Source organism: Actinoplanes sp. OR16 (assembly GCF_004001265.1).
Classification (GTDB): domain Bacteria; phylum Actinomycetota; class Actinomycetes; order Mycobacteriales; family Micromonosporaceae; genus Actinoplanes.
The window spans coordinates 232,813-254,624 of record NZ_AP019371.1 but is presented as its reverse complement, the minus strand read 5'-3'; the positions used below and the strand labels follow the sequence as shown (position 1 = coordinate 254,624).

Genomic DNA, 21,812 nt, shown 5'->3' with positions numbered 1-21,812 from the left:
CTGAGGAGCACCGTGGCACGCCGCCTGTTCACCTCCGAGTCGGTCACGGAAGGCCACCCGGACAAGATCGCTGACCAGATCAGCGACGGCATTCTCGACGCCCTGCTCGAGCAGGACCCGCGCAGCCGCGTCGCGGTGGAGACCCTGATCACGACCGGCCAGGTGCACGTCGCCGGCGAGGTCACCACGCAGGCCTACGCCGACATCCCCAAGATCGTGCGCGACACGATCCTGCGGATCGGCTACGACTCGTCGAAGAAGGGTTTCGACGGGGCCTCCTGTGGCGTCAGCGTCTCGATCGGCTCCCAGTCCCCGGACATCGCGCAGGGCGTCGACAGCGCCATCGAGCTGCGTGAGGGCGACTCCGAGCACATCCTCGACCAGCAGGGCGCCGGCGACCAGGGCATGATGTTCGGCTTCGCCTGCTCGGAGACCCCCGAGCTGATGCCGCTGCCGATCGCGCTCGCCCACCGCCTGGCCCGCCGGCTCTCCGCCGCCCGCAAGGACGGCACCATCCCGTACCTGCGCCCCGACGGCAAGACCCAGGTCACCATCGAGTACGACGGGCTCCGCCCGGTCCGCCTCGACACCGTCGTGGTCTCGTCGCAGCACGCCGCCGACATCTCCCTCGAGTCGCTGCTCACCCCGGACATCCGGGAGCACGTGATCGCGCCCGAGCTGGAGAACCTCGGCATCGACACCGAGGGCTACCGCCTCCTCGTGAACCCGACCGGCCGCTTCGAGATCGGTGGCCCGATGGGCGACGCCGGCCTCACCGGTCGAAAGATCATCGTGGACACGTACGGCGGCTACGCCCGGCACGGCGGCGGCGCCTTCTCCGGCAAGGACCCGTCCAAGGTCGACCGCTCCGCGGCGTACGCGATGCGCTGGGTGGCGAAGAACGTCGTCGCCGCCGGCCTGGCCGAGCGCTGCGAGACCCAGGTCGCCTACGCCATCGGCAAGGCGCACCCGGTGTCGCTCTTCGTCGAGACCTTCGGCACCGAGACCGTCCCGGTCGACAAGATCGAGAAGGCCATCAACGAGGTGTTCGACCTGCGTCCGGCCGCGATCATCCGCGACCTGGACCTGCTCCGCCCGATCTACCAGCAGACGGCTGCCTACGGTCACTTCGGCCGGGAGATCGCCGAGCTGCGCTGGGAGAGCACTGACCGGGCCGCGGATCTGAAGAACGCCGCTTCCTGATTTCGGTTTCTCCGGGGCCGTCGCTTTCTCGGCGACGGCCCTTTCTTGATCTGCGGGCGGGCGATTTGCGTGTTCGTTCGCATGAGCATGGGAAATGGTTCCGGCGGCTACTCTGTCGCGATGACGGCAGTCGCCGGTGAACGGCTGATTCTCGTCCGGCATGCGATGCCTGCTGTCGACCCGTCCGTACCGGCCTCGGAATGGCCGCTCGCGTGGGACAGCCGGGTCGCCTCCCGGCTGCTGCGCCTGCACGTGTCGCATCCCGCGTACTACGTGGCCAGTACCGAGCCGAAGGCCGCCCAGACGATGCAGGAGATCGCCGGGGCGCAGCGTGTAGCGACGGATCCGGATTTGTCGGAAGTGCACCGTCCGCACTATTGGTTCAGTGACGAGGAATATCGGGCAGCGGCCCTGGCCTATGCCGGTGGTGCCTGCCCTGAGGGTTGGGAGCCGCACTCCGCGGTGATCTCCCGGTTCGACGCCGCCGTGGTGCGGCATGCGGCGGCCGCGGCGGCTCAGGGGCGGACGCTGGTCCTCGGCACGCACGGGCTGGCTCCTACGGTGTGGATGGCGTCGCGGTACGAGCTCTCACCCGATCCGGCCGGGTTCTGGTCGGAGCTGCGATTCCCGGATCTCGTCGAGGTGGATCTCGTGGGGGCGCGGGTGCGCTGCCTGACGCACTGATCGGTTGGTCCGCCGTGGGTTGTTGCCGTGTTCGCGGGTCGGGCTGTGGCTCATTGCTGTGTTTGCGGGTCGGGCTGTGGGTTGTTGCTGTTTTCGCGGGCCGAGCTGTGACTCATTGCTGTGTTCGCGGATCGGGCTGTGACTCATTGCTGTGTTTGCGGGTCGGGCTGTGGGTTGTTGCTGTTTCCGCGGGCCGAGCTGTGACTCATTGCTGTGTTCGCGGATCGGGCTGTGACTCATTGCTGTTTTTTCGCGCTCGGGACGGCAATGAGCCATAGCCGGATTCGGCTTGAGCGGCGCTCGGCTGTGCGGGAGCGACAATTCGGGCGCGAGGGCGGTCCTGGCGTACAGCTCGGACTTGATCTTTTGGGGGCGGCGGCTCGGGGAAGTGTCGGAGGGGGCGGGCAGAATGTTCGGCGATGGTGTCGAAGGGCGTACGCAGCGAACGGGAACCGGCCGAGCGGCTCCCGGTCGCCCGCGTCTCCGTCGACATGCCGCTGCCGCATCTGGACAGGCCGTTCGACTACCTGGTGGCGGCCGGCGACGACGAGGCGGCGCAGCCCGGTGTGCGGGTCAAGGTGCGGTTCGCCGGGCAGCAGGTGAATGGCTTCCTGCTGGAGCGGGTGGAGTCGTCCGAGCACGGGGGCAAGCTGGCCTACATCGAGAAGGTCGTGTCTCCCGAGCGCGTTCTCGATCCGGAGATCATGCGGCTGGCTCGGACGGTGGCGCAGCGCTATGCGGGGAACCTCGCTGACGTTCTGCGGCTCGCTGTCCCGCCCCGGCATGCGCGGGTCGAGGCCGCAGCCGCCAAAGAGGCCGCAGTTGCCCGAGCGGCCGCAGCCGTCCGAGAGGTCGTAGCCGTTCGAGAGGCCGCGGCCGCCCAAGACGTAGCGGCGGCCCAAGACGTAGCGGCCTGCACAGAGGAAGCGGCCGCTCAGGACGACACCGCCGTCAAGGAGGGCGCTGCCGAGGAGCAAGCCGTCGCGAGGCAAGGCGCTGCTGAGCAACAGTCCGCCGTGAGAGAAGGCGCTGCCGCGGAGGAAGCGGGCGAGGGTGGCGCGGGCGAGGGTGGCGCGGGCGAAGGCGGCGCGGGCGTGGGTGGCGCGGGCGTGGGTGGCGCGGGCGAGGGCGGCGCGGACGAAGGCGGCGCGGACGAAGGCGGCGCGGACGAAGGCGGCGCGGGCGCAGACGGCGACGCCTCGGACGGGGCATCGGGCGGAGCAGTGGAGGCCGTCACGGCGTCGGTCGATGGAGCGCGGCCCGCAGCCGATCTTGGAGGGGTTCGGGAGCCTGCCCCCGGGGGGTGGGACTCGTATCCGGCCGGGGTGGCGTATCTGCGAGCCCTGGAGGAAGGGCGAGCGGCCAGGGCTGTCTGGTCGGCGCTGCCAGGGGAGGACTGGCCCACCAGGATCGCTGAGGCTGCGGCGGCCACGGTCAAGGGCGGGCGCGGCGTCGTCATCGTGGTGGCTGATGCGCGCGATCTGGACCGGGTCGACGAGGCGCTCGGTGCGGTGCTCGGCGAGGGCAGGCACGTCGCGCTGAACGCGGCTCTCGGGCCGGCCGAGCGTTACCGGCGGTTCCTCCAGGCGAGCAGGCATCGGGTGCCGGTGGTCGCGGGTACGCGGGCGGCCATGTGGGCGCCGGTGGCGAAGCTCGGGCTCGTGGTGATCTGGGATGACGGCGACGATGTGCACGCCGAGCCCCGGGCGCCCTATCCGCACGCCCGCGAGGTGCTGCTCACCCGGGCCCAGCTTGCCGAGAGCGCGGTGCTGGTGGGCGGCTTCGCTCGTACAGGGGAAGCGCAGTTGCTGCTGGAGACCGGGTGGGCCAGGGAGATCGTGGCGGACCGGGCGACGCTGCGGCGGCGGTCTCCGATGATCGCGCCGACCGGTGACGATCCGCAGCTGGCCCGGGATCCGGGTGCGGTGAGCGCGCGGCTGCCGAGTCTGGCCTGGCAGACGGCGCGGCAGGCGTTGCAGGCCGGTGCGCCGGTGCTGGTCCAGGTGCCGCGCCGGGGCTATCTGCCGGCCGTCGCGTGTGCCGAGTGCCGCACGCCGGCGCGATGTCCGCACTGTTCCGGTCCGCTGGGGCTGCAGGGCGCCCGGGATGTCCCGATCTGTCACTGGTGTGGCCGGGCTTCGGCGGCGTACGCCTGCCCGGCCTGCGGCGAGCGCAGGCTGAGGGCGTCGGTGACGGGAGCCAGACGTACGGCGGAGGAGCTGGGCCGCGCGTTCCCGGGTGTGCCGGTGCGCACGTCCGGCCGGGATGAGGTTCTCGTCACTGTCCCGGACGAGCCGGCCGTGGTGGTCTCGACTCCGGGGGCGGAGCCGTCGGCGGGTGGTGGAGGGTTCGGCGCGGTGCTGCTGCTCGACGCCTGGGCCCTGCTGAGCCGGTCCGATCTGCGGGCCGCCGAGGAGACGATGCGGCGCTGGCTGAACGCGGCGGCGCTGGCCCGGCCGGCACGAGCCGGTGGCAGGGTGGTCGTGGTGGCGGACGGATCGCTGGCGCCGGTGCAGGCGCTGCTGCGCTGGGATCCGGGCTGGTTCGCGGCCCGTGAGCTGGCCGAACGCCGCGAGCTGGGCTTCCCGCCGGCGGCCCGGATGGCGAGCGTCACCGGTGTCGCGGCGGCCGTGGCCGACCTGCTGGCGCACGCGAAGCTGCCGGACGGCGCCGAGGTGCTGGGACCGGTCCCGGCCCCGGAGGATCAGGAGCGGATGCTGCTGCGGGTGTCCCGGTCGAAGGCCGGTGATCTGGCGCGGGCTCTGCACGAGGCGGCCGCCATGCGGAGCACCCGGAAAGCGTCGTTGCCGGTGCGCATCCAGGTGGATCCGGCCGACCTGTTCTGACCACAGCGGCAACGGAGGCGAAACGTAGACTGGGCGGGTGCAAGCCACCACAGTCAGGAGTTTCGCCGCGTGACCGTCCAAGCCATCCGTCTCTTCGGCGACCCGGTCCTGCGTACACCGGCCGATACCGTCGTGGACTTCGACAAGGAACTGCGCAACCTCGTCAAGGACCTGATCGAGACCATGCAGGACGAGGGCGGCGCCGGCCTGGCCGCGCCGCAGCTCGGCGTCGGTCTGCGGGTCTTCACGTTCGACGTCGACGACGTGGTCGGTCACATCGTGAACCCGGTTCTCTCGTTCCCCGACGAGGAGGAGCAGGACGGCCCGGAGGGGTGTCTCTCCATCCCCGGGATCTACATCGACACGAAACGCCGGCAGAACGTGGTCGCGAACGGCTTCAACGAGCACGGTGATCCGATCCAGCTGGTCGGCACCGGTCTGATGGCCCGCTGTGTGCAGCACGAGACCGACCATCTGGACGGGGTGCTCTTCCTGGACCGGCTGGACGCCGCGGCCCGCAAGGACGCGATGAAGCAGATCCGATCGGCCGAGTGGTACGACGCGGCGAAGCCTCCGACGATCAAGGAGAGCCCGCACGCGCGGAACTCCATCTTCGGGTTCGGGCGGTGACCGGATGCGCATAGTCTTCGCCGGCACGCCCGAGGTGGCGCTGCCCAGCCTGGAGGCGATCGCCGCCTCCGGCCACGACCTCGTCGCCGTGGTGACCCGCCCGGACGCGCCGGCCGGCCGTGGCCGCCGCCTGGTGCGCTCGGCCGCCGGGGCGTGGGCCGACGAGCACGGCATCGAGGTGCTCACCCCGGAGAAGCCGCGGGACCCGGAGTTCCAGGAACGGCTGCGGCAGATCGCGCCGGACTGCGTGCCCGTGGTGGCGTACGGCGCCCTGGTCCCGCCGAGCGCGCTGGAGATCCCGAAGCACGGCTGGGTCAACCTGCACTTCTCGCTGCTGCCGGCCTGGCGTGGAGCGGCGCCGGTGCAGCACGCCGTCCTGCACGGCGACTCGGTGACCGGCGCGAGCGTGTTCGAGCTGGAGGCGGGGCTGGACACCGGCCCGGTCTACGGCACGCTCACCGACCAGATCCGGTTCAACGACACCTCCGGCGACCTGTTGCAGCGTCTCGCCGTGGAGGGCGCCGGCCTGCTCGTCGCCGTCCTCGACGCGATCGAGGCGGGCACCGCGCGAGCGCATCCGCAGCCGCACGACGGCGTCTCGTTCGCGCCGAAGCTGACCGCCGACGACGCCCGCGTCCGCTGGGACGACCCGGCGTTCGCGGTGGACCGGCGGATCCGGGCGTGCACCCCGGCGCCCGGCGCGTGGACGACGCTGCGCGGCGACCGGCTGAAACTGGGCCCGGTGCGCCCGGTGGCGAACGTCCCGTCGCTGAAACCGGGCGAGCTCCTGGTGGAGCGCACGCAGGTGCTGGCCGGCACCGCTACCACTCCGGTGATCCTGGGCGAGGTCCGGGCCGCCGGAAAGAAACCGATGGCCGCGACCGACTGGGCGCGCGGCATGCGGATCGAAGCAGGGGAGAAGCTGGCGTGACCAGTGGTTCGGAACATCGCGCCTCACGGCCGCACGGCGGTCGTCCGAGCAGGCCGGCCGGGCCGGGGTACGGCCGGGACAACGGACGGGACAGCCGGAGCGGGCGGGCGCCGCGGGCGGGCCGTCCCGCGTCCGATCCCGCTCGGCAGGCCGCCTATGAAGCGATCGCCGCGGTGCATCGCGACGACGCGTACGCCAACCTGGTCCTCTCCGACATCCTGGGTGGCATGGGCCTGCACGGCCGGGACGCCGCGTTCGCGACCGAGCTGACCTACGGGACCCTGCGCGCTCTCGGCACCCTCGACCTGATCATCGCGGACGCCGCAGGCCGGGAGGTGGCCCGGATCGACCCGCCGGCCCGGGACGCGCTGCGGCTCGGCGCCTACCAGCTGCTCTACACCCGGGTGCCGCCGCACGCCGCGGTGAACCAGACCGTCGACCTGGTCCGCTCGGTGGCGCCGGGTGCGTCCGGTTTCGCCAACGCGGTGATGCGCACGATCTCCGAGACCCCGCTCGACGGGTGGCTGGAGAAGGTCGCACCGGACTACGAGTCGGACCCGATCGCCAACCTGTCGGTGATGCACCACCACCCGCAGTGGATCATCCGGTCGTTCGCCGAGGCGCTCGGCGGCGACCTGGAGGACACCGCCCGGCTGCTCATCGAGGACAACCAGCCGCCCGCTGTGCACCTGTGCGCGCGGCCAGGACGGGCCGACGCCGTCGACCTCGCCGACGAGGTGGGCGGGGTGCCGGGCGCGTTCTCGCCGTACGCGGTCTATCTCAACGGCGGCGCGCCGCGCGACCTGGCCGCCATCCGCGAGGGCCGCGCCCACGTGCAGGACGAGGGCTCGCAGCTGGTGGCCGCCGCGCTGCTGGCCGCGCCGATCGAGGGCCAGGACACCCGGTGGCTCGACCTGTGCGCCGGACCCGGCGGCAAGACCGGCCTGATCGGCGCGATCGCCGCGGGCCGGGGCGCCGAGGTGACCGCCGTCGAGGTGGCCGAGCACCGGGCCCGCCTGGTCGACCAGGCCACCGAGGGCATGCCGGTCACGGTGCTGCCGATGGACGGCCGGTCGGTGGGCCGTGACCCGGACCTGCCGGAGGAGGGGTTCGACCGGGTCCTGGTGGACGCGCCCTGCACGGGCCTCGGTTCGCTGCGCCGCCGTCCCGAGTCGCGCTGGCGCCGTCAGCCGGCCGACCTGCCGCCACTGACCCGGCTCCAGCGTGAGCTGCTGGTGGCGGCGCTGCGGGCGGTCCGCCCGGGCGGTGTGGTGGCCTACGTGACGTGCTCCCCGCACATGGTCGAGACCCAGGTGACGGTGAGCGAGGGCGCCCGCCGCAGCGGTGTCGAGGTCGACTTCGTCGATGCTCGCCCCCTGCTCCCGCCGGGCATGCCGGGGCTGGGCCCGGGCCCGACGGTGCAGCTGTGGCCGCACCGGCACGGCACTGACGCGATGTTCCTGGCGGTCCTCCGCCGTACGAGCTGATCGAAAGAACGGCCGGGCGATCCGCCCGGCCGTTCTCAGTCGCGGACCCGGGGGAGGACGAGGGTGTCCTCGGGCGCTTCCCGCGGCTCCGGGATCTTGGAGGCCGCGGCGGGCGTCTGGATCTTGGAGGAAACCGGCGCGGCTGGTGCCGGGATCTTGGAGGAGACCGGCGCCGAGGACGGCCGGGCGAAGCGGTCCTGCCGCCCGAGCCCGGCGCTGGCCTGTTCGAGCTTGACCTTCAGCACCCGCGCCAGCGGCTTCTCGATCAACCGGTGCAGCAGATACGCCGCGACCAGCATGATCGCGATGACGGCGGCCAGGATCACGAGCGGCGGCGCGAAGTCCCGGAGACCGTAGATGACGGTCCACCCGACGTTCTCGTGCAGCAGATAGAACGGGTACGTGAGCGCCCCCGCCGTGGTCAGCCACCCCCACTGGATCCGGGACGTGTACCCGAGCGCGATCACCGTCAGCACCACGAAGAAGCCCGTCACGAGGGCCGCGCCGACGACCGGGCGCATGTCCACGTCGAAGCGGCCGTTGAAGTGCCGCACCGAGCTGTCGGTCCAGTAGACGGCGAGCACGTACGACAGGCCGAGCAGCCCCCAGAGCAGCACGTCCGAGCCGAACCGGTAGATCAGGTAGAGCGCGATGCCGGCGACGAAGAACGGCGCGTAGTTCGGTTGCAGGAACGTCTTGAGCAGCGGTACGCCGGACTGCTCGGCGAGCGTGGCGGCGATCAGCCAGCCGTACCCGAAGACGATCGCCCGTTTCAGGGTGAGGCCGCGCCAGATGGCGAACGAGAAGAGCAGGTAGAACAGGCCCTCGCTCCAGAGCGTCCAGTAGACGGCGTCGACGCTGCGGGCGCCCAGCCCCTGCTGCATCATCGAGAAGTTCAGCAGGATGTCGCTGTAGCGCAGGTGGCCGCGGACGACCGGCCAGATCGTCACCACCACCGTGGTGATCAGGATGGCCGCCCAGTACGCGGGGAAGAGCCGGGTGACCCGGGACCGGAAGAACGCGCCGGGCGTGCGGCCCCAGCTGCTCATGCAGATGACGAAGCCGCTGATCATGAAGAACAGCTCGACGCCGAGCCAGCCGTACTGACCGAGCAGGTGCAGCTCGGGGAAGGCCGCCTCGCGGGATTCGCCCCACGCGTCCAAAACACCGGGCCGGTAGCCGGTGAAGTGGTACAGCGACACGAACAGGGCCGCTACGAGGCGCAGCCCGTCGAGAGCTGCCAGACGCCGCGCTGGGGCTGGGGTCATGGCGGGTAACCATACCGAGAACCACAGGCCGTGCACAGGACCAACCCAGTCGAGGCACAGGGGGTCCGTACTGCCAGGTGACGGCCGGGAAGTCATACACTTTCAGCCGTGACACCGTCGCCGATCATCGCGCCCAGCATCCTCGCGTCCGACTTCTCTCGCCTGGGGGAGGAGGTGCGAGCCATCGAGGGGGCTGCCGACTGGGTCCACGTGGACGTCATGGACAACCACTTCGTGCCGAACCTGACGATCGGGCTCCCGGTGGTGCAGAGCCTGCGCAAGGCGACGGCCATCCCGTTCGACGTGCACCTGATGATCACGGACCCGCAGCGGTGGGCTCCGGCGTACGCGGAGGCCGGCGCCCACAACGTGACCTTCCACGCCGAGGCCTGCGACGACCCGGTGGCGCTCGCCAAGACGCTGCGCGCGGCCGGCGCCAAGGCGGGCCTGGCGATCGACCGGGACACCCCGGTCGAGCCCTACCTGGAGCTGCTGCCCTACCTCGACACCATCCTGATCATGACGATCAAGGCGGGCTTCGGCGGCCAGGCGTTCATGCCGGAGATGCTGGACAAGGTGCGTGACGTGCGCCGCCGGATCCGGGTGAACGACCTGGAGATCCGGGTCGAGGTGGACGGCGGCATCGCGGCCGACACCATCGAGCAGGCCGCCGAGGCCGGCGCCGACGCGTTCGTGGCGGGCACCGCGGTCTACGGCGCGGCCGACCCCGCCGAGGCGATCCGGAAACTGCGCGGCCTCGCCGCGGGGGCGATGGGGGTGGCGTGACGGCCCGTCCAGGGACCATCATCGGAACCACTGTCCCCGGTGCTTCCAGGAAGGTGCGATGAGCGAGGCGGAGTCCCGGCCCGAGAGCGAACTGGCGCTGGAGGCCGAGGAGGGTCCCGATCTGATCCTGGTGGTCGACGACGACCAGGACATCGCGAGCTTCGTCGAGTTCAACCTGAAGGTCCACGGTTTCGACGTGATCCGGGCCAGGGACGGTCAGGAGGCGCTGGAGCTGATGGAGGACCACCGGCCGGGCCTGGCGGTGGTCGACTGGATGATGCCGCGGATGGACGGCGTCGAGCTGGTGCGCCGCCTGCGGGCCGAGCCGCTCACCTCGGCGCTGCCGGTGATCATGCTGACCGCCAAGAGCATGACCGTGGACAAGGTGGTCGGCCTGACCGCGGGCGCCGACGACTACCTGGTCAAGCCGTTCGACACGGCCGAGCTGATCGCCCGGGTGACCACCACGCTGCGCCGCAACAAGGACGCCCGCGAGGTGTCGCCGCTGACCGGCCTGCCGGGCAACGCGCGGGTCCGCCGGGAGATCGGCGAGCGGATGCGCGCCACCGGCGAATATTCGGTGGGCTACATCGACATCGACCGGTTCAAGAGCGTCAACGACGTCTACGGCTTCGACCGCGGCGACGACTTCATCATCGCGCTGGCCCGCAGCCTGCAGAAGGCGAGCGCGCAGACCGGTCCGCCGTCGATCTTCCTGGGCCACATCGGCGGGGACGACTTCGTCTTCATCTGTACGCCGGACCAGGTCCTGCCGCTGACCAAGCGCATGGTGACCGACTTCGAGAACGCGGCCGACCGCCTCTACGAGCCGAACGACGCACAGCGCGGCTTCATCGAGGTGCCGGACCGGCGCGGCAACAAGCAGAAGGCGGCACTGGTGACGCTCTCGATCGGGGTGGCGCAGTCGACCTCCGAGGGCCGCAGTTTCACGGACCCGCGGGTGGTCATCGCGGTCGCCTCGGAGATGAAGAAGGTCGCGAAGTCGCAGCCGGGCTCCTACGTGGCGATCGACCGCCGGCGGGACGAGGGCACGGCGTAACTCGGCACGTACTCCTGGCCGGTCAGCTCCTGGATCCGCCGGATGAGCCGGTCGGTGTCGTCCCGCACCGAGGACTCGCCGACGGTCAGGGGCTCGCCGAAGGTGATCGAGACCGGGTGGCGGCCCGGTCGCAGGATGCCGCTGGGTCGCAGGCCGCGGGTGCCGATGATGCCGGCCGGGACGATCGGCACGCCCGCCTGCGTGGCCAGCCGGACCGCGCCGGTGCGTCCCCGGTGGAGACGCCCGTCGGGTGAGCGCGTGCCCTCGGGGAAGACCGCGACCAGCCCGCCGGCCCGCAGGATCGGCGCCGCCGCGTCGAAGGCGCTGAGTACCGCCCGCCCACCGGCGCGCTCGACCGGGATGGCGCCCATGCCGGCGACCACGGGCCGGGTGAGCCGCCGCTGGAAGTATTCGGCCTTCGCCCAGAACGCGATGTGCCGCGGCACCGTCACCCCGAGGAAGAACTGGTCGCCGACGGAGAGATGGTTGGCGCAGATGATCGCGCCGCCGGCCGGGATGTTCTCCAGGCCCGCGACCTGCGGTCGCCAGACGCGGCGCACGGCGGTGCCGACGGTCGCGCTGGTCAGTGCGTAGAGGGGCGGGGTACGGGTCATCGCGCTGCTCCCAGGTGTGCGGTGATCACGGCGTCGACCAGGGGGCCGGAGTCCGTCAGTCCGGTGGCGAACGGCAGGCGGCCCCAGTTCCAGAGCTGGACCACGCCGTGCAGCCCGGCCCAGAGCGCTCCGGCGGTGACCACGGCGGGCTGATCGGCATCCGGCCGGGCGGCGCTGACCAGATCCACGAGGAGCCGGAACACCGGCAGACCGGTGTCGCGCAGGCCGAGGTTGCCGCTCTCCAGCAGGTCCTGCCGGAACATCAGCTCGAACATGCCGGGTTCGTCGGCGGCGAACCGCGCGTAGACCCGGGCGACCACCGCCACCCGGTCGCGCGGGTCGGCGGGGGTGGCGTCCAGCGCGGTGGTGATCCGGTCACCGAGATCGGCGAAGCCCAGTCCGGCGATCGCGGCGAGCAGGTCCAGGTGGGTGAGGAAGTAGCGCCGCGGCGCGCCGTGTGACACGCCGGCGCGGCGGGCGATCTCCCGCAAGGACAGCGCCGACGGGCCTTCGGTGCGGAGCAACTCGGCGCCGACGAGCACGAGCCTCTCACGGAGTCCCTGGTCAGGTTCCATAGACACTGTCTACCAGTATCGAGTAGACGTTGTCTACGCCCACTGAATCAGTAGGATTTGGACACGGCCGATTCATTCCCCTGGTTAGATGAATGTGAAGTACCTCGCTGGCCAGGTGGCAAAATCGCCGCTGCGTGCAAGACTCGGGGATGACCCACCACGCGCTGGCGGGACTCGGTGAAATTCCGAACCGGCGGTGATCCACTGCGCAAGCAGCGGTAAGCCCGCGACCCGGACGTCGACCATCGGCGGCCGGTGGACCTGGTGAGACTCCAGGGCCGACGGTTGATCAGGCGAAAGCCCGATCAGACAGTCCGGATGGGAGACAGCGCGCGGAATCGGCGAGTCGTGCCCGCTTGAACAAGCGTGGCCCGGCTTGGTCGAGGGTGCGCGAAGCGTACCCTCCTGCCCGATTCCTCGTCGTCTTGCTTCCTCACAGCGCGTGACCGCACCGCGTGAGAGGAAACGCCCGATGGTGACCGAGGACGAGGCGATGCGCCGCGCGATCGCGCTGGCCGCCCGTGGCCTCGGCACGACCAGTCCCAACCCGGTCGTCGGCTGCCTGCTGCTCGGGCCCGGCGGTGAGGTGGTCGGTGAGGGCTTCCACGCGTACGCCGGAGGGCCGCACGCGGAGATCGTGGCCCTCGCCCAGGCGGGTGAGCTGGCCCGGGGCGGCACGTGTGTCGTCTCGCTGGAACCCTGCAACCACACCGGGCGGACCGGTCCCTGCTCGCACGCCCTGATCGCGGCCGGGGTGCGGCGCGTCGTGATCGGCGTGGACGATCCCAACCCGGTCGCCTCCGGGGGCGCGGCGACGCTGCGGTCGGCCGGCATCGAGGTGGTCACCGGGGTCCGCCGTGAGGAGGCCGAGGCCGGCAACGTCGCCTGGCTCACCGCGGTCCGGCGCGGCCGGCCCTACGTGACCTGGAAGATGGCGGCGACCCTGGACGGCCGCTCGGCAGCGGCGGACGGCACCAGCCAGTGGATCTCGTCCCTGGAGTCCCGCTCCGACGTGCACGTGCTGCGCAGCACCGTCGACGCCATCGTGGTCGGCGTGGGCACGGTGCTGGCGGACGACCCGCAGCTCACCGTGCGGGACCTGCGCGACGGCACGCTGGCGATCAAGCAACCTCTGCGTGTGGTGGTCGACTCGTCCGGCCGTACCCCGGAGAACGCCCGCGTGCGTGATGCCGCCGCACCCACCTGGATCGTCTCCGCGGCCGCGGTCGGAAGCGGCCCCGGAGGCCGCGTCGACCTGGCCCGGATGCTCACCCAGCTCTACGCCCGGGGCGTGCGCAACGTGCTGCTCGAAGGCGGTCCGACCCTCGCCGGAGCTTTCCTGGCGGCCGGACTTGTCGATCGGGTGATCGGGTACGTCGCGCCGAAACTGCTCGGCGACGGCCGCACCGCCCTGGTCGACGCCGGTGTCGGCACCATCGCCGAGGCCGTCGAACTGGAGTTCACCGACATCACGCAGATCGGCGGCGACCTGCGTTTCACAGCACTGCTCCGCACCAAGAAGGAGATCTGAATGTTCACCGGGATCGTCGAAGAGCTGGGCGAGATCGTCCGCCTCACCGGAGCCGAGGGTGACGACTCGGCGGTCATCGCCGTACGCGGCCCGCTCGTCACGTCGGACGCGGGGCACGGCGACTCGATCGCGGTGAACGGGGTCTGTCTCACCGTGATCGACAACGAGGACGGCGTGTTCACCGCCGACGTGATGGGCGAGACGCTGCGGCGCAGCTCGCTCGGCGCGCTCGCGGTCGGCAGCCAGGTCAACCTGGAACGGGCCGCCGCGCTGAACAGCCGCCTCGGCGGCCACCTGGTGCAGGGCCACGTGGACGGCGTCGCGCGGATCATCGCCCGGGAGCCGGCCGACCAGTGGGAGGTGGTGCGGTTCTCGCTCCCCGCCGAGCTGGAGAAGTACGTCGTGGAGAAGGGCTCGATCACCGTCGACGGCGTCTCGCTCACGGTGATGGAAGTGACGGCGGACAGCTTCGCGGTCGGGATGATCCCGGCCACCTCGAAGCTCACCGTGCTGGGCAGCAAGGCCATCGGCGATCCGGTCAACCTCGAGGTCGACGTGATCGCGAAGTACGTCGAGAAGATGCTGGGGAGCCGCAATGTTTGAGAAGGTCGAGCAAGCGATCGCCGACATCGCCGCCGGCAAAGCGGTGATCGTGGTGGACGACGAGGACCGCGAGAACGAGGGCGACCTCATCTTCGCGGCCGAGCACGCCACGCCGGAGCTGGTGGCGTTCATGGTCCGCTACACGTCCGGGTACATCTGCGTGGCCATCCCCGAGGCCGAGGCCGACCGGCTCGACCTGCCGCCGATGGTCGAATACAACCAGGACTCCTACAAGACCGCCTACGCCGTGACGGTGGACGCCCGGGTGGGCGGGACCACCGGCATCTCGGCCGCCGACCGCGCCCGGACCATCGGCCTGCTCGCCTCGGCCCGGACCCAGCCGAACGACCTGTCCCGGCCGGGGCACATCGTCCCGCTGCGGGCCAAGCCGGGTGGCGTGCTGCGCCGTCCCGGGCACACCGAGGCCTCGGTCGACCTGGCGGTCCTCGCCGGCGCCCGGGCGGCCGGGGTGCTCTGCGAGATGGTGAACGACGACGGCACCATGCAGCGCCGGCCCGACCTGGAGAAGTTCGCGGCCGAGCACGGCCTCACGCTGGTCTCGATCGCCGAGCTGGTGGCGTACCTCAGCCTCCGCCAGGGCCGGCAGGTCGAGCGGGTCGTGGAGACCAAGCTGCCGACCGAGCACGGCGACTTCACCGCCGTCGGCTACCGCACCGAGGCGGACAACGGCGAGCACGTGGCGCTCGTCTTCGGTGAGATCGGCGACGGCGAGGACGTGCTGGTCCGGGTGCACTCGGAGTGCCTGACCGGCGACGTCTTCGGCTCGAAGCGGTGCGACTGCGGCCCGCAGCTGGACGCGGCTCTCGAACGCGTCGCGGCGGCCGGCCGGGGTGTGGTGCTCTACATGCGCGGTCACGAGGGGCGGGGCATCGGGCTGCTGCACAAGCTTCAGGCGTACCAGCTGCAGGACCGCGGTCTGGACACCGTCGACGCGAACCTCGAACTCGGGCTGCCGGCCGACGCGCGCGACTACGGCACCGGCGCGCAGATCCTCGCCGACCTGGGCATCCGGTCGATGCGCCTGCTGACCAACAACCCCGCGAAAAGAGCAGGGCTTGAGGGGTACGGCCTGCGTGTCACCGGCCGGGAGTCCCTGCCGGTCCGGCTGCACCCGGAGAACGTGCACTACCTGCGTACCAAGCGGGATCGCATGGGCCACCTGTTCGAGGCCTTGGGCTGACCGCTCACCGCTTAGCATGAAATAAGTCGAAAAAGGGGGACGCAGATGGCCGGCTTCGGTGATCCGCACATGGAGACCGTCGACGCTGCCGGGCTGAAGCTCGGGATCGTCGGCTCGCGGTGGCACAACGACCTGGTCGCCCACATGATCGAGCGGGCCAAGTCGGCCGCCGAGGCGTGCGGCGTGACCGACGTGGGCGTCTACCGCGTCGCCGGCTCGGTCGAGCTGCCGGTCGTGGCGCAGGCGCTGGCCCGCAAGTACGACGCGGTGGTCGCGCTCGGTGTGGTGATCAAGGGGGAGACCCAGCACTTCGAGTACGTGTGCGACGCCGTCACCAGCGGCCTCACCCGGGTGGCGCTGGACGAGAGCACGCCTGTGGCGCACGGCGTGCTCACCGTCCAGAGCCTGGGTCAGGCCCGCGACCGGGCCGGCCTGGAGGACTCGATCGAGGACAAGGGCTGGCAGGCGACGGTGGCCGTCCTGGACGCCGCCCTGGCCCTCCGCGAGATCGGGAAGCCCTCGATGTTCGGCCGCTGAGGCCCTACAGCCGACCGGCCTCGATGATCCGCGCCAGGAACTGGCGCGTGCGCACCTCGGCCGGGTCGCCCAGCACCTGCTCGGGCGGCCCGGCTTCGAGCACCCGGCCGGCGTCCAGGAAGGCGACCCGGTCGGCGACCTGCTTCGCGAAGCCCATCTCGTGGGTGGCGAGCACCATCGTCATGCCCTCGGCCTTGAGGTCCTTGATCATGGTGAGGACCTCGCCGACCAGTTCCGGGTCGAGCGCCGAGGTGACCTCGTCGAGCAGCAGCAGGCGCGGGTTGTTCACCAGCGCCCGCACGATCGCGACGCGCTGCTGCTGACCTCCGGAGAGCCGATCGGGGTACGCCGTGGCCTTCTGCTCCAGGCCGACCCGTTTGAGCCAGGTCATCGCCTGGTCCTTCGCCTCGGCCCTGTCCTTCCCGTGCACCCGCACCGGCGCCAGGGTGATGTTGTCGAGCACCGTCATGTGCGGGAACAGGTTGTAGGACTGGAAGACCAGCCCGATCCGCTGCCGGACCTCGTCCGGGTCGGCCCGCGGGTCGGTGATCTCCTCGCCGTCGAGCCGGATCGTGCCGTCGTCGATCTGTTCGAGCAGGTTGACGCAGCGCAGCAGCGTGGACTTGCCCGATCCGGAGGCGCCGATCAGGGCGACCACCTCGTGCTCGGCCACGTCCAGGGTGAGGCCGTCGAGGATCACGTGATCGCCGAAGGTCTTGCGGACGTCAGCGCAGGAAAGCACCACGGTCATCAACCCGCGTTCTGGCGGCGGGCCGCGCGCAGGGTCACCCAGTCGGTGACGCCGATCAGCGGCAGGGCGAGCAGGACGAAGAGCACCCCGGCGACGATGTACGGGGTGAAGTTGGCGTCCTGGGCGACGCCGATCTGGGCGGCCCGGATCGCGTCGATCGGACCGGCCAGGGAGATCAGGCCGACGTCCTTCTGCAGCGCCACGGTGTCGTTCAGCAGCGGCGGGGTGACCCGGCGGACCGCCTGCGGCAGCACCACGTGGCGCATCGCCTGGCGGTAGCTGAGCCCGAGCGAGCGGGCCGCCGCGATCTGGCTCGGGTGCACCGACTCGATGCCGGCCCGGAACACCTCGGCCAGGTACGCGCCGTACGTCACGATGATCGCGGCGGCGCCGAGGACGAGCACGTCGGGGGTGCCCTGCAGGCGCAGGCCGGGGATGCCGAAGGCGTACAGGTAGATCACGATGATCAGCGGCAGGCCGCGGAACGTGTACGTGTAGCCGGTGGCGAGCGCGCGGACCGGGAAGAAGACCGGGCCGCGCAGCGTGCGCAGGATCGCGACGACCAGGCCGAGGGTGAGCGCGAGCGTGGCGCAGACCACGAGCAGCCTGATGTTGAGCCAGAGCCCGAAGAGGATCTCCGGCAGGTACTCCTGGGCCGCCTCCGGGTCGAAGAACGAGGCCTTCACCCGTTCCCAGCCGGGGGCGCCGGTGATCGCCACGGTGAGCAGGATGCCGACCACGGCGGTGGAGAGAGCCGCGAGCAGCACGGAACGGACCGCCTGACGACGGCGGTAGGCGGTCCGTTCCAGTTGCCTGGTGCTTGGTGCGTATGTCACGAGAGTTCGGGTGCTCCGGCGGTGTCGGCCAGCCAGGTCTTCTCCAGTACAGCGAGAGTTCCGTCCTGCCGCAGCTGATCGACCGCCTTGCTGACGCAGCCGGTCAGCGGCGAGCCCTTGTCGAGCACGATGCCGAACTGCTCGGGGACGCCGACCTGGGGCAGCTGGCCGACGATGACACCGTCGTCGAGCTCGGCCGCGGTCATGTAGAACGCGGTGGGCAGGTCCACGACGATCCCGTCGACGGTGCCGTTGACCAGCGCGGCCTTGGCGTCGTCGTTGTTGTTGAAGACGGACGGCTGCTGGTCCGGCTTGATCACGTCGGTGACGGCCTGGTAGCTGGTGGTGCCGACCTGGGCGCCGAGCTTGGCGGACTTGAGGTCGGCGAGCGACTTCGCGCCGGCGATCTTGGAGCCCTTGGTGGTGATCACGGTCTGCCGCACCAGGTAGTACGGCGACGAGAAGTCGACGGCCTGCTTGCGCTCGTCGGTGATCGAGAACTGGTTGATGTCGATGTCGAACTTCTTCGGGCCGGGCGCGATCGCGTTGTTGAACGTCACCGACGTCCACTGCACGTCGGCGTTCGCGTAGCCGAGCCGGTCGGCGACCGCGTAGGCGACGGCGGACTCGTAGCCCTTGCCGTTCGCCGGCTTGTTGTCGCTGAACCATGGTTCGTAGGCCGGGTTGTCGGTGCCGATGGTGAGCTTGCCCGCCGTCAGAGTGGCGAGGCTGGCGGGCGCACAGGTCTCCGTGGAGGCGGACGACGCGGACGCGGTGGGGGAGGACTCTTCCTCAACCGGGGAGCAGGCGGTGACAGCGGCGAACAGGAGCGCAACGCCGCCGACCGCAACGGGGGTGTATCGGCTGACCATGCCGGGCAGCTTAAAAGACCGTCCCAGGTGCTGGGGGCGTTCGTCGTCAAGACGTGATGAGCTGCCACAATCGTTGCTCGTGAAGACGTTCGAAGAACTGTTTGCCGAGTTGCAACGCAAGGCGGCGGAACAGACCCCCGGTTCGGGCACCGTCGAGGCGCTCGAACGCGGAGTCCACTTCATCGGCAAGAAGGTCGTCGAGGAAGCCGCCGAATCCTGGATGGCCGCCGAGCACGAAGGCCCCGAGCGCGCCGCCGAGGAGATCTCCCAGCTGTTCTACCAGGCACAGGTCCTGATGATCGCCACTGGTCTCGAACTCAAGGACGTGTACCGACATCTCTGACGAGCGTCCCGGAGGAGTCGACAGAGATCAAAGGAGCACGCCCGATGCTGCGCATCGCCATTCCGAACAAGGGCACCCTGTCCGCCCCGGCGTCACAGATGTTGCGGGACGCCGGCTACCGCCAGCGCACCGACCCCAAAGACCTGCTCTGCCGTGACGAAGCCAACAACGTCGAGTTCTTCTACCTCCGCCCTAAGGACATCGCCACGTACGTGGGATCCGGTGACCTGGATCTCGGCATCACCGGCCGGGACCTGCTGGTCGACTCCGGCGTCCCGGCGACCGAGCTGCTCGACCTGAACTTCGGCCGGGCCACGTTCCGCTGGGCGGCGCCGGCCGGTTCGCTGCAGACCACCGCCGAGATCGCCGGCCGGCGGATCGCCACCGCCTACCCCGGCGTGGTCGGCGACTACCTGACCACGAACGAGATCAAGGCGGACGTCGTGCGCCTGGACGGCGCCGTCGAGAACGCGGTCCGCCTCGGTGTCGCCGACCTGATCGCCGACGTCGTCGAGACCGGCGCCACGCTGCGGCAGGCGGGGCTGGTCACGATCGGTGACCCGATCATGCAGTCGTCGGCCATCCTGATCGGCCGCGAGGAGCAGGCGCCGGCCGGTGCGGCGCAGCTGCTGCGCCGGCTGCAGGGTGTCCTCGTCGCGCGGAACTTCGTGATGCTGGCCTACGACGTACGGGCGGATCTGCTCGAACAGGCGACCGGCCTGACCCCCGGCATCGAGTCGCCGACGGTCTCCCCGCTGCACCGCGAGGGCTGGGTGGCCGTGCAGGCGATGGTCCAGCGCAAGGACGTGCACCGGATCATGGACGAGCTGTACGACCTCGGCGCCCGTGCCATCCTGGTGACCGACATCGCGAATTGCAGGCTCTGATGAACGCAGTGATCTACCGGCCCAAGCGGATCCGGACCGTGGCGATCCCGCTGGCGCTCGCCATCGTGGTCCTCTTCACGGTGCTCAGTTTCGGCCTGACCGGCAACGCCGGCTTCGAGAACTCGAAGGCGACGTTCCAGCGCGGCGACCAGGCCGCCATGATCGGGCTGGGCGTGCTGCTCGGCCTCGGCATCCTGGCGTTCTGCCGCCCGCGGGTCACCGCCGACGACAAGGCCGTGCACGTCCGCAACGTGATCGGCGGTTACGACCTGCCGTGGGAAGTGGTGCGGGCGGTCCGTTTCGACCGGAACTCGGCCTGGGCGCACCTGGAGCTGCACGACGACGAGCAGGTGGCCATCCACGCGCTGCAGGCGGTCGACAAGGACTACGCGGTGGAGGGCGTGCGGACGCTCCGAGGCCTGCATTCGGCCGCCACCGGAGCCTGATAGACTCGTTCGCAGTCGACCACGCCCAGACTCGTTCCGGGCGCGAAAGAGGAGCCCGCTAGGTTCCCACCCGAGTCATACCGCGCTTGCAGCGCGGTGGCCGGGTCCGGTCACCCCGCCGGGGCTTGCCCCCGGCGTGGGGGAGCGTCCTCCTGGACGCCGATGACCGGTCGAGCGGGCCCCGCCATGCGCTTAACGGCGCTGACGGGGTCTTCTGCTTTCCCGGCGTCCCGCCCATCAGCGGGACACTCGGGGCCGACCGCCATTGGCATCATCCGTGCCGCAAATCGCGTTATGGATGAGAGAACAACGTTCTGAGGAGGCCCCATCAGCGTCGAACCACGCGTGAACGAACAGATCCGGGCTCGTGAGGTCCGCCTGGTCGGTCCGGAGGGTGAGCAGGTCGGCATCGTGCCGCTCGAGCGCGCTCTCCAGCTGGCAGCGGACGTCGACCTGGACCTGGTCGAGGTTGCTCCGATGGCGCGGCCGCCGGTGTGCAAGCTCATGGACTTCGGCAAGTTCAAGTACGAGAGCGCACTCAAGGCTCGCGAAGCGCGGCGCAACCAGCAGCAGACCGTCATCAAAGAGATGAAGCTGCGGCCGAAGATCGACCCGCACGACTACCAGACCAAAAAGGGTCACGTGGTGCGGTTCCTCAAGGCGGGCGACAAGGTCAAGGTGACGATCATGTTCCGTGGTCGTGAGCAGAGTCGTCCCGAGCTGGGATTCCGGCTGCTTCGCCGGCTCAGCGAGGAGATCTCCGAGCTCGGCTTCGTCGAAGCCAGCCCGAAGCAGGACGGCCGGAACATGATCATGGTGCTGGCCCCGCATCGGGCCACCAAGGTCGCCGCGGCCGAGGCGGCCGCCGCCAGTGCGCGCCCGCCGCGGGAGGCGCGCGAAGGTGATGTCGCCGAGGCCGCTCCGGCAGCCCCGGCAGCACCGGCAGCTCCGGTCGCCGAGACCGCCGCAGAGTAGTAGGTAGTCCAGCTTTTCCCCGTACTCCCCTCGGTTTGCGGGGAAAGATCAGAAAGAGGCGTTCAGTGCCGAAGATGAAGAGCCACACCGGCATGGGCAAGCGCGTGAAGGTGACCGGCAAGGGCAAGCTCGTGACCGAGCAGGCCGGCAAGCGCCACCTGCTGGAGCACAAGTCTTCCCGCGTCACCCGCCGGATGACCGGTACGGTCACCGTGGCCAAGGCCGACACCAAGCGAGTGAACAAGCTTCTGGGCCGCTGACGCGAGCCTGACCAGTTCCCCTAAGGAGTAACTAGAAATGGCACGCGTCAAGCGGGCGGTAAACGCCCAGAAGAAGCGCCGTACCCTGCTCGAGACCGCGAGTGGCTACCGCGGCCAGCGCTCGCGCCTGTACCGCAAGGCCAAGGAGCAGGTGCTGCACTCGATGCAGTACTCGTACCGCGACCGCCGTGACCGCAAGGGCGACTTCCGCCAGCTGTGGATCACCCGGATCAACGCGGCCGCTCGTGCCAACGGCATGACGTACAACCGCCTCATCCAGGGTCTGAAGCTGGCCGAGATCGAGGTCGACCGCAAGATCCTGGCCGACCTCGCGGTCAACGACGCCGCCGCGTTCGCCGGCATCGTCGAGATCGCTCGCGCTGCTGTTGCGGCCGAGGGCACCGGCGGCGCTGCCGCTCAGGCTGCCTGATTCAACGCGAAGCACGTTAGAAGGCGCCTCCCTCGGGGGGCGCCTTCTCCCTTTGG

Annotated in this window: 24 protein-coding genes and 1 riboswitch; of the genes, 18 read left to right on the top strand and 6 right to left on the bottom strand. The window is 70.5% G+C overall.

What is annotated here, in order from left to right; translation table 11 throughout:
- The first annotated feature begins 12 nt into the window (after positions 1-12).
- From metK to EP757_RS01120, 6 genes are all read left to right on the top strand, one after another.
- A complete protein-coding gene (metK, locus tag EP757_RS01145; protein ID WP_127542356.1) occupies positions 13-1,203 on the top strand; it encodes a methionine adenosyltransferase in 1,191 nt (396 codons plus the stop codon).
- A gap of 120 nt (positions 1,204-1,323) precedes the next feature.
- On the top strand, positions 1,324-1,887 hold the full coding sequence (locus EP757_RS01140; RefSeq protein WP_127542355.1) for a histidine phosphatase family protein: 564 nt from the start codon (positions 1,324-1,326) through the stop codon (positions 1,885-1,887).
- 419 nt (positions 1,888-2,306) lie between these two features.
- Complete coding sequence (locus tag EP757_RS01135) at positions 2,307-4,733, top strand: primosomal protein N' (RefSeq protein ID WP_127542354.1); 2,427 nt, start codon at positions 2,307-2,309, stop codon at positions 4,731-4,733.
- Positions 4,734-4,802: 69 nt separating this feature from the next.
- A complete protein-coding gene (gene def / locus EP757_RS01130; protein ID WP_127542353.1) occupies positions 4,803-5,363 on the top strand; it encodes a peptide deformylase in 561 nt (186 codons plus the stop codon).
- A 4-nt stretch (positions 5,364-5,367) separates the two neighbouring features.
- Positions 5,368-6,294, top strand: a complete 927-nt coding sequence (gene fmt / locus EP757_RS01125) for a methionyl-tRNA formyltransferase (protein WP_127542352.1) — start codon at positions 5,368-5,370, stop codon at positions 6,292-6,294.
- Positions 6,291-7,781, top strand: a complete 1,491-nt coding sequence (locus tag EP757_RS01120; RefSeq protein ID WP_127542351.1) for an RsmB/NOP family class I SAM-dependent RNA methyltransferase — start codon at positions 6,291-6,293, stop codon at positions 7,779-7,781. Before fmt ends, EP757_RS01120 begins: the two co-directional genes overlap by 4 nt.
- A gap of 35 nt (positions 7,782-7,816) precedes the next feature.
- Here EP757_RS01120 and EP757_RS01115 read toward each other — a convergent pair whose 3' ends face one another.
- Positions 7,817-9,049: an acyltransferase gene (locus EP757_RS01115; protein WP_160165747.1), complete on the bottom strand. Its 1,233-nt coding sequence runs from the start codon at positions 9,047-9,049 to the stop codon at positions 7,817-7,819.
- A gap of 108 nt (positions 9,050-9,157) precedes the next feature.
- On the opposite strand from EP757_RS01115, the gene rpe reads away from it, so the two are divergent.
- Together rpe and EP757_RS01105 are read left to right on the top strand one after the other, a co-directional pair.
- A complete protein-coding gene (gene rpe, locus EP757_RS01110; RefSeq protein WP_127542349.1) occupies positions 9,158-9,835 on the top strand; it encodes a ribulose-phosphate 3-epimerase in 678 nt (225 codons plus the stop codon).
- Between the two features lie 58 nt (positions 9,836-9,893).
- Complete coding sequence (locus EP757_RS01105) at positions 9,894-10,895, top strand: response regulator (protein WP_127542348.1); 1,002 nt, start codon at positions 9,894-9,896, stop codon at positions 10,893-10,895.
- On the opposite strand, the gene EP757_RS01100 is transcribed toward EP757_RS01105, so the two are convergent.
- Both EP757_RS01100 and EP757_RS01095 read right to left on the bottom strand, forming a co-directional pair.
- Complete coding sequence (locus EP757_RS01100; RefSeq protein WP_127542347.1) at positions 10,853-11,509, bottom strand: 1-acyl-sn-glycerol-3-phosphate acyltransferase; 657 nt, start codon at positions 11,507-11,509, stop codon at positions 10,853-10,855. The genes EP757_RS01105 and EP757_RS01100 overlap by 43 nt on opposite strands.
- A complete protein-coding gene (locus tag EP757_RS01095; protein WP_127542346.1) occupies positions 11,506-12,084 on the bottom strand; it encodes a TetR/AcrR family transcriptional regulator in 579 nt (192 codons plus the stop codon). Before EP757_RS01095 ends, EP757_RS01100 begins: the two co-directional genes overlap by 4 nt.
- A gap of 159 nt (positions 12,085-12,243) precedes the next feature.
- A riboswitch (FMN riboswitch) is annotated at positions 12,244-12,418 on the top strand.
- Between the two features lie 138 nt (positions 12,419-12,556).
- Here EP757_RS01095 and ribD point away from each other — a divergent pair.
- Genes ribD through ribH form a run of 4 tightly spaced genes read left to right on the top strand, consistent with a single transcriptional unit; the run spans position 12,557 to position 15,956 of the window.
- Positions 12,557-13,615: a bifunctional diaminohydroxyphosphoribosylaminopyrimidine deaminase/5-amino-6-(5-phosphoribosylamino)uracil reductase RibD gene (gene ribD, locus EP757_RS01090; RefSeq protein WP_127542345.1), complete on the top strand. Its 1,059-nt coding sequence runs from the start codon at positions 12,557-12,559 to the stop codon at positions 13,613-13,615.
- On the top strand, positions 13,616-14,218 hold the full coding sequence (locus EP757_RS01085; RefSeq protein WP_127542344.1) for a riboflavin synthase: 603 nt from the start codon (positions 13,616-13,618) through the stop codon (positions 14,216-14,218).
- On the top strand, positions 14,211-15,419 hold the full coding sequence (locus EP757_RS01080) for a bifunctional 3,4-dihydroxy-2-butanone-4-phosphate synthase/GTP cyclohydrolase II (RefSeq protein WP_127542343.1): 1,209 nt from the start codon (positions 14,211-14,213) through the stop codon (positions 15,417-15,419). The genes EP757_RS01085 and EP757_RS01080 overlap by 8 nt, the downstream gene beginning before the upstream one ends.
- Positions 15,420-15,464: 45 nt before the next feature.
- Positions 15,465-15,956 carry a 6,7-dimethyl-8-ribityllumazine synthase gene (ribH, locus tag EP757_RS01075; protein ID WP_127542342.1) on the top strand — a complete coding sequence of 164 codons (492 nt, stop codon included), beginning with the start codon at positions 15,465-15,467 and terminating at the stop codon, positions 15,954-15,956.
- Between the two features lie 4 nt (positions 15,957-15,960).
- On the opposite strand, the gene EP757_RS01070 is transcribed toward ribH, so the two are convergent.
- From EP757_RS01070 to EP757_RS01060, 3 genes are read right to left on the bottom strand one after another with little or no spacing between them, the layout of a single operon-like run.
- Positions 15,961-16,707, bottom strand: a complete 747-nt coding sequence (locus tag EP757_RS01070) for an amino acid ABC transporter ATP-binding protein (protein ID WP_174262320.1) — start codon at positions 16,705-16,707, stop codon at positions 15,961-15,963.
- Positions 16,707-17,543, bottom strand: coding sequence for an amino acid ABC transporter permease (locus EP757_RS01065; protein WP_127542341.1), 837 nt, complete (start codon positions 17,541-17,543; stop codon positions 16,707-16,709). The genes EP757_RS01070 and EP757_RS01065 overlap by 1 nt, the downstream gene beginning before the upstream one ends.
- Positions 17,540-18,415, bottom strand: coding sequence for an ABC transporter substrate-binding protein (locus EP757_RS01060; protein ID WP_127542340.1), 876 nt, complete (start codon positions 18,413-18,415; stop codon positions 17,540-17,542). The genes EP757_RS01065 and EP757_RS01060 overlap by 4 nt, the downstream gene beginning before the upstream one ends.
- A 73-nt stretch (positions 18,416-18,488) precedes the next feature.
- Here EP757_RS01060 and EP757_RS01055 point away from each other — a divergent pair, with 73 nt between their 5' ends.
- The 6 genes from EP757_RS01055 to rplT all read left to right on the top strand — a co-directional run bounded on the left by EP757_RS01055 (position 18,489) and on the right by rplT (position 21,756).
- The gene (locus EP757_RS01055) at positions 18,489-18,758 is read left to right on the top strand and encodes a phosphoribosyl-ATP diphosphatase (RefSeq protein ID WP_232050306.1); all 270 of its coding nucleotides are present in this window, start codon (positions 18,489-18,491) and stop codon (positions 18,756-18,758) included.
- Positions 18,759-18,802: 44 nt separating this feature from the next.
- Positions 18,803-19,645, top strand: a complete 843-nt coding sequence (gene hisG / locus EP757_RS01050) for an ATP phosphoribosyltransferase (RefSeq protein WP_127542338.1) — start codon at positions 18,803-18,805, stop codon at positions 19,643-19,645.
- Positions 19,645-20,091, top strand: coding sequence for a PH domain-containing protein (locus EP757_RS01045; RefSeq protein WP_127542337.1), 447 nt, complete (start codon positions 19,645-19,647; stop codon positions 20,089-20,091). Before hisG ends, EP757_RS01045 begins: the two co-directional genes overlap by 1 nt.
- Positions 20,092-20,436: 345 nt before the next feature.
- On the top strand, positions 20,437-21,066 hold the full coding sequence (infC, locus tag EP757_RS01040; RefSeq protein ID WP_127542336.1) for a translation initiation factor IF-3: 630 nt from the start codon (positions 20,437-20,439) through the stop codon (positions 21,064-21,066).
- 65 nt (positions 21,067-21,131) lie between these two features.
- Complete coding sequence (rpmI, locus tag EP757_RS01035; RefSeq protein ID WP_014446292.1) at positions 21,132-21,326, top strand: 50S ribosomal protein L35; 195 nt, start codon at positions 21,132-21,134, stop codon at positions 21,324-21,326.
- Between the two features lie 37 nt (positions 21,327-21,363).
- Positions 21,364-21,756 carry a 50S ribosomal protein L20 gene (gene rplT / locus EP757_RS01030; protein WP_014446291.1) on the top strand — a complete coding sequence of 131 codons (393 nt, stop codon included), beginning with the start codon at positions 21,364-21,366 and terminating at the stop codon, positions 21,754-21,756.
- The last annotated feature ends 56 nt before the right edge of the window (positions 21,757-21,812 follow it).